19 protein-coding genes and 1 tRNA gene are annotated in these 11,877 nt (G+C 57.4%); 8 read left to right on the plus strand and 12 right to left on the minus strand.

The genetic code is table 11. The annotated features are described in order from the left end of the window. The first annotated feature begins 2 nt into the window (after positions 1-2). Positions 3-215 carry a hypothetical protein gene (locus C1M53_RS26615; RefSeq protein WP_129414985.1) on the plus strand — a complete coding sequence of 71 codons (213 nt, stop codon included), beginning with the start codon at positions 3-5 and terminating at the stop codon, positions 213-215. An 18-nt stretch (positions 216-233) separates the two neighbouring features. Then, positions 234-656, plus strand: coding sequence for a hypothetical protein (locus C1M53_RS26620; protein WP_129414987.1), 423 nt, complete (start codon positions 234-236; stop codon positions 654-656). Positions 657-822: 166 nt separating this feature from the next. Here C1M53_RS26620 and C1M53_RS26625 read toward each other — a convergent pair whose 3' ends face one another. From C1M53_RS26625 to C1M53_RS26655, 7 genes are all read right to left on the minus strand, one after another. Continuing rightward, complete coding sequence (locus C1M53_RS26625; RefSeq protein WP_129414989.1) at positions 823-1,317, minus strand: glyoxalase superfamily protein; 495 nt, start codon at positions 1,315-1,317, stop codon at positions 823-825. A gap of 898 nt (positions 1,318-2,215) precedes the next feature. Beyond that, entirely contained in the window at positions 2,216-2,410 is a 195-nt protein-coding gene (locus tag C1M53_RS26630) for a hypothetical protein (protein ID WP_129414991.1), read from the minus strand. A gap of 30 nt (positions 2,411-2,440) precedes the next feature. Then, on the minus strand, positions 2,441-2,686 hold the full coding sequence (locus tag C1M53_RS26635) for a hypothetical protein (protein WP_129414992.1): 246 nt from the start codon (positions 2,684-2,686) through the stop codon (positions 2,441-2,443). Positions 2,687-2,726: 40 nt separating this feature from the next. Beyond that, positions 2,727-3,164, minus strand: a complete 438-nt coding sequence (locus C1M53_RS26640; protein ID WP_129414994.1) for a hypothetical protein — start codon at positions 3,162-3,164, stop codon at positions 2,727-2,729. Continuing rightward, a complete protein-coding gene (locus C1M53_RS26645) occupies positions 3,161-3,358 on the minus strand; it encodes a hypothetical protein (RefSeq protein ID WP_129414996.1) in 198 nt (65 codons plus the stop codon). Before C1M53_RS26645 ends, C1M53_RS26640 begins: the two co-directional genes overlap by 4 nt. Positions 3,359-3,367: 9 nt before the next feature. Beyond that, positions 3,368-4,069, minus strand: coding sequence for an SOS response-associated peptidase (locus C1M53_RS26650; RefSeq protein WP_129414998.1), 702 nt, complete (start codon positions 4,067-4,069; stop codon positions 3,368-3,370). Positions 4,070-4,074: 5 nt separating this feature from the next. Beyond that, complete coding sequence (locus C1M53_RS26655; protein ID WP_129415000.1) at positions 4,075-4,497, minus strand: hypothetical protein; 423 nt, start codon at positions 4,495-4,497, stop codon at positions 4,075-4,077. A gap of 427 nt (positions 4,498-4,924) precedes the next feature. On the opposite strand from C1M53_RS26655, the gene C1M53_RS26660 reads away from it, so the two are divergent. From C1M53_RS26660 to C1M53_RS26685, 6 genes are all read left to right on the plus strand, one after another. Beyond that, positions 4,925-5,272: a hypothetical protein gene (locus tag C1M53_RS26660; RefSeq protein ID WP_129415001.1), complete on the plus strand. Its 348-nt coding sequence runs from the start codon at positions 4,925-4,927 to the stop codon at positions 5,270-5,272. Further along, positions 5,272-5,559 carry a hypothetical protein gene (locus C1M53_RS26665; protein ID WP_129415003.1) on the plus strand — a complete coding sequence of 96 codons (288 nt, stop codon included), beginning with the start codon at positions 5,272-5,274 and terminating at the stop codon, positions 5,557-5,559. The genes C1M53_RS26660 and C1M53_RS26665 overlap by 1 nt, the downstream gene beginning before the upstream one ends. Beyond that, entirely contained in the window at positions 5,559-5,840 is a 282-nt protein-coding gene (locus tag C1M53_RS26670; RefSeq protein WP_129415005.1) for a hypothetical protein, read from the plus strand. The genes C1M53_RS26665 and C1M53_RS26670 overlap by 1 nt, the downstream gene beginning before the upstream one ends. Positions 5,841-5,963: 123 nt before the next feature. Then, on the plus strand, positions 5,964-7,766 hold the full coding sequence (locus tag C1M53_RS26675) for a right-handed parallel beta-helix repeat-containing protein (protein WP_129415006.1): 1,803 nt from the start codon (positions 5,964-5,966) through the stop codon (positions 7,764-7,766). 437 nt (positions 7,767-8,203) lie between these two features. Beyond that, entirely contained in the window at positions 8,204-8,509 is a 306-nt protein-coding gene (locus C1M53_RS26680) for an ETC complex I subunit (RefSeq protein ID WP_129415008.1), read from the plus strand. 73 nt (positions 8,510-8,582) lie between these two features. Further along, positions 8,583-8,659, plus strand: a tRNA-Arg gene (locus C1M53_RS26685). 50 nt (positions 8,660-8,709) lie between these two features. On the opposite strand, the gene C1M53_RS26690 is transcribed toward C1M53_RS26685, so the two are convergent. The 5 genes from C1M53_RS26690 to plsY all read right to left on the minus strand — a co-directional run bounded on the left by C1M53_RS26690 (position 8,710) and on the right by plsY (position 11,852). Further along, the gene (locus C1M53_RS26690) at positions 8,710-8,931 is read right to left on the minus strand and encodes a hypothetical protein (RefSeq protein ID WP_054310926.1); all 222 of its coding nucleotides are present in this window, start codon (positions 8,929-8,931) and stop codon (positions 8,710-8,712) included. A 34-nt stretch (positions 8,932-8,965) separates the two neighbouring features. Further along, a complete protein-coding gene (locus C1M53_RS26695; RefSeq protein ID WP_348630011.1) occupies positions 8,966-9,268 on the minus strand; it encodes a hypothetical protein in 303 nt (100 codons plus the stop codon). A gap of 507 nt (positions 9,269-9,775) precedes the next feature. Then, complete coding sequence (locus tag C1M53_RS26700; RefSeq protein WP_165358002.1) at positions 9,776-9,994, minus strand: hypothetical protein; 219 nt, start codon at positions 9,992-9,994, stop codon at positions 9,776-9,778. Positions 9,995-10,137: 143 nt separating this feature from the next. Next, complete coding sequence (dprA, locus tag C1M53_RS26705) at positions 10,138-11,268, minus strand: DNA-processing protein DprA (RefSeq protein ID WP_129415012.1); 1,131 nt, start codon at positions 11,266-11,268, stop codon at positions 10,138-10,140. Further along, positions 11,265-11,852 (minus strand): glycerol-3-phosphate 1-O-acyltransferase PlsY, encoded by a 588-nt coding sequence (gene plsY, locus C1M53_RS26710; protein ID WP_129415013.1) that lies wholly within the window; start codon positions 11,850-11,852, stop codon positions 11,265-11,267. The genes dprA and plsY overlap by 4 nt, the downstream gene beginning before the upstream one ends. Between the last annotated feature and the right edge of the window lie 25 nt (positions 11,853-11,877).

Here is an 11,877-nt window from a genome sequence, read left to right on the forward strand (position 1 = left end):
CGATGCCGCAGTTTCTGCGATGGATGATGCTGGGCTGTGCGCTGCTCTCGGTGGCCGCATGTCAGACGCCGGCTCCTGTGAGTGAGTGCGACGGTTGGGCAAAGCTGAAGCCGAGCGCCGATACCCGTCGCGAGATCATCGCCAAGGATCGGCCGTTCGCTGAGCAGGTGGCGAGCCACAATCAATTCGGCGCTAAGCGCGGGTGCTGGAAATAGGGGCACATGGTGAGCGACATGACCAGATCAGAGCAGATCGTAAATAGCGTCATCATCACGGCTATAGCCAGGGTGGCAATGGTGTTCGCCTTGCCGGCGATCTATGCGGCGTTCCAACTCTATTCGAGCCTACAGGCGGCCACGCTCGACCGCATGAAAACCGACCTCACCAGCCAGATCCTGGCCGCTCAGGCCGTGGCTTCAAGTGCGCAGTCCTCGGCATCGGACGCGTCGACAGCGACGGTTGGTCTATCTACGCGCCTCACTGCAGTAGAGACCAAGCAGTCGGAAGCGGCGACGTCGAATGAGAAGTTCCAGACGGCCACGCTCAATCGCCTGGATAGAGTTCAGGATTCGATTGTCGGGCTCTCCAACACAGTGGCTGCTCTGACGGCTACCCTTCAAGCCGTTGTTGACGAGAAGCGTCGGCGGCCACCGTGACACTTGCGCTCGCCACATTGGCCTCCTATCTCGCTTGCCGCACTCGCTTTCGTCGAGCGCGCCTCAGGTAACGCCCGCTCCGGTTCGCCGGGGCGGGCTTTTTTTGCGTTAGGCTGGCGCTTCATGCTCAGCCTTTCTCGCAGTCTTATGGGGTCGAAATATTCGGCTATTGGCCTCTAGAATCATCAGTGAGGGCGTCTAATGGCTTTCCGTTCAAAGTTGCGCCCTCAAAACGGCAGTTCGTGAACGCGACGCCTGCCAGGTCAATATTGTCGAAGCGGCTCCCAGAGAGGTTCACGTCATTGACATTCCAATTACGCATGTCGACGTCGTTGAATGTTGCGGCTGAGAGATTCACTTGATCAAACATCGCTCTTGAGAAGTTGACGTCGAGGAACTTGGACTCCGATAGGTTGGCGTCGCTCGCGTCCAATTTTTCGGCCGTCTTGTGAAGTTCGATTACGTCGCCCAGCACTGAAAATGACAAGCGCTTGTCCGTGCTGTCTCTACCGATCGTTGCGGATAATCTGTTCCAATCTTTCATACCGAATTGCTTTGCGATGAGTTCGAGACACTCGCTGTGGGACAGGTCAATTTGGCGAGCGCTGAGGTTCTCGCGCAAGGATTTTGCCATGCTCTTGATGCTTGCAGAGCTAAACATTCCAGTTCCTCAAGGACAATCTGAACGTCAGGGCTCGCGTTGCTGACTGATTGTCTCAGGCTGGATGTTGGCCGAGATCAAATGTGCATTCACCAATCCGAATTCGGTGCGAGCAGCGGGCTGCACAGCCCTTCCGCCAAGATACACATCCAAAACACATCTTCAACTGGAAAAAGACCAGGTAACCACTTGTGGAGATGGCCGGCGAGCCCAAATTGATTGAGTTATCACGGGGAGCGTTCGGCCGTTGAGCCTCTGGAACCGGCCCGGCATGCGTTGCAGACACACCAGACCGGCCCGGATCGCCAATGGAGAGAGTCGATCAGCGTCATAAAAACCGGGAAGGCGGGTTGCCGTTCCAAATTGATGCTGCAAAAAAAGCGCCGCCCGGGAGAATGGAGCGGCGCAAGTCACAGGTTGGAGCGTCTATAGAAACGGACTGCGCGGCTCGCGGTTCGAAAAATCCACTCGGCAGAAACGTAATACCCGGCCGTTGCGGCCAGATGCGAACATTTAGTCGCTTGATGATTTCGGCCCCGAATTAGTGCGGCCGGCTGGTGTTTACTAACTCACCCGGAGGCAAATTCCAGCCGACCGCAGCGCCGAAGCGCCCTGAGACGATATCAGGGCGAAACACGGTTGGCGACTCAGCCGAAACGGACTTAGACCGGCGACATGAAAGCGACCGTTGATCCCGAAACCCGCACGTTCACTCTCTTAGCCGACGGCAAGGGTAGTAGGTGGATTGGACAATATCCGATCGCGGACTATGAAAAGTGGGTGAGGTTCTACGCAGAACAACAGGAACGCTATGCGCCGCACGCGCAGTCTTATCAGCCTGCCGTTGATGCCTTGGCGAGCATTGCTGACCAGATTCGCCTTTTGCGAGGCTGCTAGCCTATCGCACGTCCAAGTAGGCCGCTTTCGGATCGTATGGCACGACCTTCGTAATGCGATCCCAATCGCAGGGGATCTTGGTTCGCTGGCCGTTTATGTCGACCGTGAATATCCCCATGTCATCCCACACGTCGATGACGGATACCTCGATCGTAACCTTGTCGCCCGTTTTGAGCTTGCGTGCTTTCTTGGCCATGTTCCCCCTTATGCTGGCCTGAGTTATTCATCACGGCGGCGGAAGGCGCATGCGCGCCCGCATGATAGCTAACTCTGTCTCGAGCTCGGCGTTGGCTTCATTGGTCAGATCATTGGCAGAGAGCAGGGCTACGAAAGCGGCGCGGATTTCCTCGCGCGTCCAGCCTACCGCCGTCAGTTCGTCGAAGAGAATTTCAAACCCGGGCGTAAGCGCTTCCTGGCAGTCGATCTGCCTGTCTGGATATGGATCCTGGCGCTTTGGCGGATTGAACCACATGGCGGCACTGTATCGCCAATTGTAAGCCGGTCAACGGATGCTAGTGACCCTTGGTCTTATAGACGTTCCAGAAATGCTCTCGCTTGTCTTCGTTGGGTTCCAGGCAGAATTTCATGTGAGGTTCCTGGATCAGATTCAAGACGTTTTTTGCCACATCTGCCTTGTCGGGATCGCTCGAACCGACTGGCGCTTCATAGAAATCCTGAAAGGCGCCATCGGCTTCGGCCGCTCCTAAAAACACCGTTTGGGGTCGGGTCTCATTGTAGACGACCTTCAATCGTTCGCGAGCGCCGAGCGCATTTTTACTGATAAGTTCAAACACAGCCCGCTCAGACGTTGGGCAAGTTATCTTTTCTGGAAAAAAGTCAGGAGCTTGGCTTTCAGCGCGCACATCGCCATCGAACCACGCCAACAGCAGGCTTGTGCAGAGCGAAGTGCCGATTAGTCGCCATTTTTCGGCAACACCTGCGCTACTCATTGATATGCTCGCCCGCGAACGAGATGGATAGGACTGTCTCCAATATCCTCGAGCCGCTGTTGCAGTTCGCTGTTAAGGACGATCATCTCTTTCAGCGCCTTCATGACGTCGCCTTTGTGATAGGCCACAAACTTGTCAGCCACACGCTGCAGTTCGGCTTCCTGCCTGGCATCGAGGCGAACTATCCGGTTCATGCGAACCTCCTAGAACAGCGATCCTTGCGCCGCTGATTGCGGGTATTTGATCTGGGTTGCAGGCTTGTCGACGATGACCAGGGCGTCGTCTGGCGCCGGCCGCTGCAAGCCCTTGGCTTCCGACCACTGCGCATTCATCCAGACGTCTGCTTCCTCGGGCGTCGTGATGATGACGGGCATGGCCTTCTCGTGGATAGGCTTGATGAGCGCATTCGGGTTGGTGGTGAGAAAGCCGAAAAGCTCGAAGTCCTGCGGGCCATCCTTGACCTTCCTGACCCCATGCCAAGGCGTCCAGACGCCTGCGAAGAAGAACAGCGGGCGATCCTCGCCGTGGGCGAACCAGAAATTGCGCTGGATGCCTGTTTCCGGATCCTTGTCGCCAGGGGTGGGGCTCGGCTCGGCAAAGCTCGTCACCGGGACAAGGCAGCGGTTCTCCACGCCTAGATACTGCTGCCAGTGCTTGTAGCTCGTGCTGCGAACGTTTGTGGTGCCGTAATCGGCTTTGCCCGTCACGCGCTCTGGCGGGGTCGGCATGCCCCATTGCATCGGAACCACTTCGCGTCCGCCATCGGCGTCTTTGCGAACCACTGGTGCAAGGAAATTAGGATAGACGTCACGCGACGGCTCATTGAAGCCCGTGAGGTCGCGCAGCGCCCGCGTCCAATCGAGCACCGCCTGTTGTGTCGTTGTCAGGTTGTAGAGATTGCACATTCAGTTCACGGCTTTCCGGCTCTCAGCCAGTTTTCATAAGCGACCTGCTGTTCTGGCGTGAACTCTAGATCATCATCGTCGTCGTCGCCATGCGCGGCGTAGAGCGCGGCCTTGGCCTCGTCATCCATGACAAATTCAAGCTCGACCTCCGGGCGAAGGCGATCTGCTGGCCAATCTGCGCAGCATGCCTCAATTGCGGCTTGCTCGGCCTGATCCCATAGCGCAGCGTTCTTCGCGTCCTCGTCGGTGAAGTCAGGGTCATTTTCAGGGAAGCCGCGCATGTCCCAGCCCTCACGCGCAAAGTGTCCATCTGCTGCGTCGCTGGGATGGACACCCGCTTTGATCAAAACTGCTGCTGCCGCCTCCAGGCCGCGCATCTCTTCAGCTTCGGTCGCGCCTTCCACATGGAGTTGCAGGAACATCTTCATTGCAGCCTCCTTTGTACCCGCTATTCACACAGTGAACAAAAAAGGAACAAAAGAGTCAAGCCAACCCTTGACGACGTAGGAATTTGGTCCTTTTTCATAGGGTCATGCCCGAACCATATTGGCCGAAACGCAAGGGTGCTTACAGCCTTTCGCACGCGCGAGAGCACTATGAGGTTGCCCGGATATGGTGCCGGTACTGCCAGACGGAACGACACTTCCTGCTTGAGGATTTGAAGCAGCTATTTGGGGATGTGGAGTGCGACGACGTGGTTCTTCAACCTGGTTGGCGATGCGTTCAGTGCCGCAAGGAAGGAACCCTGAAGTTCGAATTGGTTCAGCCGTCGGCGCAGGACCGGCAGAAACTCGTTCTCAGGCGGATCAAGCACATCTGGTATGTACGCAAGGTCGAATGGTGGGACGAGCAGCCATGAAGTTCCATCTGCCGGAAATCACGTACCCTCTGTCGATTGGCACCATCGGCATCATCCTGGCCACCGGGCACGAGATCATGGCTCATTGTTGCACGAACGGTTGCCGACATGATGGTCGGCTCAATCTGGTCCGGATAGCCAAGAAGTCTCCGCTCGGACTGGGGCAGGGCACGTTACGGCATGAGATCCTGCCGTATGTTTTCTGCCCGGTCTGCCGTGAAGCCGGGCGAGATGATAAGAACCTGACATTCACGCTATGCACACCAGAGGCGCATTGCAGGTGGCCGAAGGCGGAACACGATCGGAACGAGGCAGCCAAGAGAGCGCGAGGCGGAGAGAACTGATGGTCGACCTGCAAACCGCGATGCTGTCTGCATACCCGGAAGCCAAGGTCATCGTCGACTGCGATCAGTGCGTCGTCCACGCGAAATACGACAAGCTCGAGATGTTGGAAGTTGGCGGAGATCGACCGTTGTCGGTGCTGCTCGCAGAGATTGTCAGGCGCAAGGGCTGCACACTGAAGGAACTAATCCCTGCCTACGACAAGTGCCGTGCCATCTATTCCAATCTGCCGGCGGATAAACCGGCCGCGCCGCCGAATGCCTACGCCAAAGCCAAGGGGCAGTTCTGATGAAATCTCCTATCAAAATCTCTGCCGCAGCAAGGGCGCGATTAGTCATCGATATGCAGCCATGGAGAGCCAAAGCGGGTGTGGAGCTAATTCCCGCAATTGTTTGGGAAAAATCTGAGGTCTCAATCGGAGCGTTCAAAGAGACTGAACGACACGAGATCCTTGCGAGAATACGAAGCGACAACGGATACGAGTATGTGCTTTGCACCGCGGATGAGGATGCCGAGGGGGTTGTCGGCAAGACGCTGGACTACCAGGACGGGAAGTACGTTCTTGTCTGATGGTGAGGATTTTTGCGCCACGTATCTGCTGCCGGAGAAGCTGGCCGCGTCGCCTAGATAGCGCCTCCAATTTATATTTCGACTTCAATTCCACCAAAAATCCAACTCCTATGGAGAACAGGCATGCTTATGGTTGCGAGTGTTTCGACGCTTACCGATTTGCAGGCGCTTAATCCGTCAACATACACTTCCGCGATAGTGACGGGGGCGGTCGCTCGAAACGGCACGTTTGTGTGGAATTCGTCGAACCTATCCGCCTCTGTGTCTCAAGACACCATGCAAGGCATCTTCGTTCCACCTTCGACGGACACCACCGGAGCAAGCGGCGCATGGGTTCGCCAGTTTCACGACGAGATTTTTGCGGCCTGGTTTGGCGCTATTGGCGACGATGTCACCAACGACACCGCAGCTTGGCAGTGCGCCCTCAAATTTGCTGCGGGCAGAACACTTTGTGGAGAGCAGGGTAAGACATACAACCTAACCGCCGAGTTGGAGTTGCCAGACGGATGCACGTTGGCCCTGTGCAAGTCGCGGTTGAATTTCCGTATTTCGGGATCGGTGCGATGCGTTGTTCCTGGAAACAACTGCCGCGTCTACAATGGCACCATCAAGAATTTTGGAACGACACCGGGCATCCCAGGCGACTTTCAGTGCCCGATCGCGATCGGCAAGTTCACCGCGAACGTCTCGGTGGCAAACGTCCATGTCTTCAACATGACGATTGAGAGTGACTGGGTTGAAGGCAACGGCATCATCATCACCGCTGCGTCGAACAATATCCTGATCGAGAACATCAAATTCCCAAACAGCCCAATGTTCTGCCCGGTGCTAGCTCACTGGGGAGGAACGGCCGCGGGTACCGGGCACCCATATGACGTCATCATCAGGAACATAACTTGCGGCAACATAAACCCGGCGGGATATCTGATTTCTCTCGCGGCTGCTTACAACGTGCTCGTTGAGAACGTGAAGGGTGGCACCTGCTACTATGGCTTCCACAACTATGCCGGCGACTTCACCAACATGTATGCGTCGGCTGATGTTAAACCCCTTGTCGGCAAGAGCATCGTCGCACGCAATATCGTAGCCATGGATGTGCAAAACGCAGGAATTTGGGTCGACGGGCAGAGCTTCAATCCCAACCTGACCAACCCGCCGGCTGTCCCTCTGGAAATGGATGGCATCATTGAAAGCTGTCGTTTCTATGGAGCCGGGGCGGTAAACCAGTCACCTGAACCAACGGCAGTCTGGGGCGCTAAACTTGCGAACTGCAGAGATCTCGAAATTAGAAACAATCATTTCGAGTGGTTTCAATATGGGGTTGTCCCTGCTGGTCCTACCGAGCGCGTCTACCTCATTGGCAATCTGATCCGGTCATGTAAGTCAAACGGTATTGCAGTCGGCCATTCGACCTATCCGCCTGTCGACTGGGTGATCGAGAGGAACGCTCTGCAAGGAAACAACCGCGCGGGCTACACAACTGACGACGGCGCGGCCATTTTGGTTACGTCTTCCTACAACACCAAAATCCTGGGCAACCGGATCGGCTTTGCCGGCTCCGAGTTCTCGTATTTTGGAATTCGGGTCGCTGCCTCTGCCGTTTCGCCAGTGCTTTGCGACAACTGGGTCAACAAGCTGGCTGCAAACGGTGTTGCCTATTCGATCGGGGTGTTGACGTCTTACGATATCAACGCGAGCGGCAGTAATAACAGAGCCGCCGCAGGTATCGCTCTCTGGGGAGGTACAACATTGTTCAACAGCCTTGCAGGCCCGAGAGAAGGCGTTGCGGTCCAGGGGGCGGCGCCAACTGCCGGCACGTGGAACGCTGGAGACCGGCTGTACAGCCGAACGCCGACCTCCACTCTTATCGGGTACGTTTGCACAACAGGAGGCTCGCCTGGCACTTGGCGGTCATTTGGTAGCTGAGCGTCTCCAAATGGACCGGCAGACACCTTGAGGTCGAAGGCCGGCTAAAACAGTCCCCACACCCATTCGCCCGCCAGGAATAGCGCGAACGCAACCAGCCATAGCGGGAGCATCCATAGTCCGTTGGTGAAGCTGCGGGGCAGGCGCATGACGGTATTTCAGACCAAAAACTGCGACGATGCAAAATCTGCCACGGAAATTACCACGGCACATCAACCCTGTTAGGGTAAGCGATTGTGAAGTTTGCAGAAATCTCGGCTGGAACCTTTGATCCCAAATCAGGTGCGCTACCAGGCTGCGCTACACTCCGAGGCCGCGTGTTGCCTAGTGGGTCGCACGCCGCAAAGCAAGCCCTAAAACCATTGGTCTTGCGGTTATTTCCATTGCGCAGTAAGCACCGGGGAGGAAACGGCGCGCAGCCGAGCAACGAGGTCTCCATGTCCGCACGCATATTCAGCCCAGCCAAGACAGCGATGCAGTCGGGCAAGGCCAGAACCGGCAACTGGGTGCTTGAATTCGATCCGGAAAAGCCGCGCAAGATCGATCCGCTGATGGGTTACACCACCTCCGGTGACATGAAGAGCCAGATTCGGCTCTCCTTTGAGACGCGCGAAGAAGCGGTCGCCTATGCCGAGAAGCAGGGGCTGGCGTTCCGCGTCGAGGAACCGAAGGAAAGCAAGCGCCGGCAGATTTCCTATTCGGACAATTTCCGCTATGACCGCCGCACGCCTTGGACACATTGACTGATGATTGTTGGCTGCGAACGCAGTCGACTGCCGTTTTTTGATTCTGCTGCCCCAATCCGGGGCAGCCTGCGGTCCCGTAGCTCAGCTGGATAGAGCACCGGCCTTCTAAGCCGATGGTCACAGGTTCGAATCCTGTCGGGATCGCCAATAATTTCAAAACATTACGTGCTGCTTTGAGGTTTTAGAGGCCCCCAGCCTTAGGGCCACTTTTTCCCTTTCAGCCCCTTCGGCTTCATCCCGTCCGCGGTCTCCATGAACTGAGCCACGGTATCGACCCATGCCGCCGTCTTCGGAGGTATTTCCGCTTCCTCGGTCAGCCATGCCTCGACCAGCGACACATCACAGCCCAGCGCCTGCGCCAGGGTTTCAGGCGACCAGCGGACAATCGACAGACATTCTTCGAGCCGTTCAGGTGTCATCGCAAGGTGTCGTCCTGTTTCATCCGTGGCTTCCTCAATTCGAAACCGCCTGCAGTTCCTTCGGCAGGGGCTGACTGGAGCATCGCATATGCATGTCGCGGGCAATCTGCTTGCGCTGCTTGTCCTGATGTTCCTTGATGGCGAGCGCAATCCCGATTCCGTACGGGCCAAGCAAGAGGCCAGGTGCCAGCTTACGGGTCTCTTTCTCCTTGGCTTCAAAAGCCACAGCAGTCGCTCGAACCTGTTGACACTGCTTCGATCGCCATTTGGGATCTTTGGTCGAGAGCGTGGCTGCGTAATTGGTCGGGGATGTCGCGCAGGCGGAAACGAGTGCCATCAGCAGGACTGCTGTTCCCGTCCATATTCGATCCATTGCCAGATGGTCTCCACGTGTTCAGCCGTTGACCTTCGGCCAGGCAATCCGTTGCGTTTCTCAGGCGCGATGGCCGTGAGGGTCGTGCCATCACACCGGATGCCGGCTGTGGCGACCATCGATACCCTAAGCGGGTTTCGGAATGGCCCACAAGCGCCAATGGCCTCGAATTATGAAAAGGCAGGCTAATGGTCCAGACCGTCTTCGGGGCGTGTCCGCCGGCCGAACCGTCCTATAGTGGCGCGGCCCCCGCTTTGCGGTAACAACCATGGGCCGACCTGATCGCTGTCCGTTTCAGATAGAGGGATGATCGGCCATTGCAGCTGGATTGTTGTTGCTGCCTGGCCAGCCCCAGTGCGAGATCAAGCGTCTCTGTGCTGGAGGTCTGCTTCCGGGGAAGGCACGGTTCGAAGCCGATCAAGAGCCGGCTTCGCGTAGCAACAAGCAGAGCGTCTACCTTTCCATGACCATTTATGCGGCGTCGGAAGAGCGCTTCTTCTTTTCCAGCCTCTTCTTCTCCAGTTCCCGCTTCCTGACGATTTCGCTCAGGATCTGGTGGGCAGCTTCCGCTTCGCGCTTGCTGAGCCCGGCAAGAAGCTGATTGGCAAAAACCACGGGCTGGTCGGTCTCGTTGTCCCACACCGACCACAGGTCGGTTGGCTCCAGCACTAGCTCAAAACGTTCCTTCACAATCGCCTCCGTTTTCCCCACGCCCTGGCATGGCGAGAGTGGTGCGCGATTCTGATCAATGAAACATGAGTAAAATCAGTATGATAAGATTAGAATTTTATTGAATGATCGAGTTTGCGGTCAATTTGACCCGGCAATGTCGATCATTGGCTAAAGATCAGTGAAACAAATCCGCCTGCATGGCGCTCCAGCCGGCCGGCAAGGTCGAGCTCCAGCAGAATCATTGCGACCTGAGCGGGGTGCAGACCGGTATGGCGGATGATTTCATCAATATTTACAGGGGCTTGCCCAAGCGTTTCGACAACCCGTTGGCGCTCCCTGTCGCCGGGTGGGGCCGTCGTCGAAAATTCAGGCGGTTCCTCCACAGGAATGTTCGGTACGAACCGCGTGCCGATCAGAGGTGTCAGTGCGTTAAGTATGTCCGCTGTTTCGGTGACGAGAGTGGCGCCATCCTTAATGAGAGCATTCGTGCCTCGAGCGCGTGGATCGAGCGGCGAGCCCGGGACCGCAAAGACAAGTCGTCCCATTTCCGTGGCCAGCCGCGCGCTGATCAGTGATCCCGACCGCTCGGCGGCTTCCACGACGACGAGCCCGAGTGAAGCACCGGCCACCAGCCGGTTGCGGCGTGGAAAATCCTGGGCGCGGGGCTGCCAACCGAACGGCATTTCGGAAATCACGGCGCCGCGCTCGACGATCTCATCGATGAGTCCGGCATTTTCGGGCGGATAGGGTTGATCCAGTCCGCCCGCCAGCACAGCAACCGTGCCCGTGAGAAGACTGCTCTGATGAGCGGCGGTATCGATGCCGCGTGCAAGGCCGGAGACAATTCCATAGCCTTCTCGACCAAGTTCGTTCGCAAGCAGACGTGCCATCTTGATGCCGGCGAGCGAGGCATTGCGCGCACCGACAATGGCGACTGCCGGCACCGTAAACACCGCGCCAATGCCTTTCATGGCGAGTACGGGCGGTGGGTGATCCATCTGCTTGAGCAGCGATGGATAGTCTGGCTCTCCAATGCAGACAAAACGCGCGCCTACGCGCCTTGCGGCTTGCATCTCAGCCTCGATCTCGGCGATGGCCGGGATCCTGACCGTACGGCTGGCGCCGCCGGAAATCGTCAGTTCAGGCAAGACCTCGAGTGCTGCTTCGGCTGAACCGAAGCGGTTGACGAGTGAACGAAACGAAGCCGGTCCGACATTCGGTGTGCGGATCAGGCGCAGCCAGTTCAGCCGTTGCCGGTCGCTGAGGCGCAACCCGGCAACTGGCTTGCTCACCCTTTTGCCCCGATCCTGCCCTCTGTTCCGGCCCTCAGTCGCTCGATGTTGGCGCGGTGCTTGTAGAAGATCAGCACGCTCATCAGCGCGAACGCCAGCGCATATTGCGCGTGGCCGAAGAAGAACAGCGCCACGGGTACGACGATGCAGGCGACAAGTGCTGCCAGGGACGAATAACGGAACAACACCGCCATCGCGAGCCAGACGGCAGCAAAGATCAGAGCTACCTGCCAGGCAAGGCCGATCAGGACGCCGAGATAGGTGGCAACACCTTTGCCGCCCTTGAAGCCAAGCCAGACCGGGAAGATGTGTCCGATGAAGGCACCAGCGCCAGCCAGTGCCCCAGCTTCCGTGCCGTACCGCGCGAAGACCAATGCCGGGATCGTGCCTTTCAGCGCATCGAGGACCAGCGTTGCAGCGGCCAGACCCTTGTTGCCGGTGCGCAGCACGTTGGTGGCGCCGATGTTGCCGGAGCCGATGCTGCGCACATCGCCGAGACCGGCGGCGCGGGTCAGAAGCAGGCCGAAAGGGATCGATCCGCACAGATAACCGATGATCGGCGCGAGAATGGAAATCAGCTGCATTGCTCCCCCGTTGCCTCGCGCCTCC

The sequence above is a fragment of the Mesorhizobium sp. Pch-S genome, from assembly GCF_004136315.1.
GTDB lineage: Bacteria > Pseudomonadota > Alphaproteobacteria > Rhizobiales > Rhizobiaceae > Mesorhizobium.

Bases quoted from the DNA above. Each gene is read 5' to 3' on its own strand.
- C1M53_RS26615 (WP_129414985.1), top strand. From the start codon at position 3: ATGCCGCAGTTTCTGCGATGGATGATGCTGGGCTGTGCGCTGCTCTCG.
- C1M53_RS26620 (WP_129414987.1), top strand. From the start codon at position 234: ATGACCAGATCAGAGCAGATCGTAAATAGCGTCATCATCACGGCTATA.
- C1M53_RS26625 (WP_129414989.1), bottom strand. From the start codon at position 1,317: ATGTTTAGCTCTGCAAGCATCAAGAGCATGGCAAAATCCTTGCGCGAG.
- C1M53_RS26630 (WP_129414991.1), bottom strand. From the start codon at position 2,410: ATGGCCAAGAAAGCACGCAAGCTCAAAACGGGCGACAAGGTTACGATC.
- C1M53_RS26635 (WP_129414992.1), bottom strand. From the start codon at position 2,686: ATGTGGTTCAATCCGCCAAAGCGCCAGGATCCATATCCAGACAGGCAG.
- C1M53_RS26640 (WP_129414994.1), bottom strand. From the start codon at position 3,164: ATGAGTAGCGCAGGTGTTGCCGAAAAATGGCGACTAATCGGCACTTCG.
- C1M53_RS26645 (WP_129414996.1), bottom strand. From the start codon at position 3,358: ATGAACCGGATAGTTCGCCTCGATGCCAGGCAGGAAGCCGAACTGCAG.
- C1M53_RS26650 (WP_129414998.1), bottom strand. From the start codon at position 4,069: ATGTGCAATCTCTACAACCTGACAACGACACAACAGGCGGTGCTCGAT.
- C1M53_RS26655 (WP_129415000.1), bottom strand. From the start codon at position 4,497: ATGAAGATGTTCCTGCAACTCCATGTGGAAGGCGCGACCGAAGCTGAA.
- C1M53_RS26660 (WP_129415001.1), top strand. From the start codon at position 4,925: ATGAAGTTCCATCTGCCGGAAATCACGTACCCTCTGTCGATTGGCACC.
- C1M53_RS26665 (WP_129415003.1), top strand. From the start codon at position 5,272: ATGGTCGACCTGCAAACCGCGATGCTGTCTGCATACCCGGAAGCCAAG.
- C1M53_RS26670 (WP_129415005.1), top strand. From the start codon at position 5,559: ATGAAATCTCCTATCAAAATCTCTGCCGCAGCAAGGGCGCGATTAGTC.
- C1M53_RS26675 (WP_129415006.1), top strand. From the start codon at position 5,964: ATGCTTATGGTTGCGAGTGTTTCGACGCTTACCGATTTGCAGGCGCTT.
- C1M53_RS26680 (WP_129415008.1), top strand. From the start codon at position 8,204: ATGTCCGCACGCATATTCAGCCCAGCCAAGACAGCGATGCAGTCGGGC.
- C1M53_RS26690 (WP_054310926.1), bottom strand. From the start codon at position 8,931: ATGACACCTGAACGGCTCGAAGAATGTCTGTCGATTGTCCGCTGGTCG.
- C1M53_RS26695 (WP_348630011.1), bottom strand. From the start codon at position 9,268: ATGGCACTCGTTTCCGCCTGCGCGACATCCCCGACCAATTACGCAGCC.
- plsY (WP_129415013.1), bottom strand. From the start codon at position 11,852: ATGCAGCTGATTTCCATTCTCGCGCCGATCATCGGTTATCTGTGCGGA.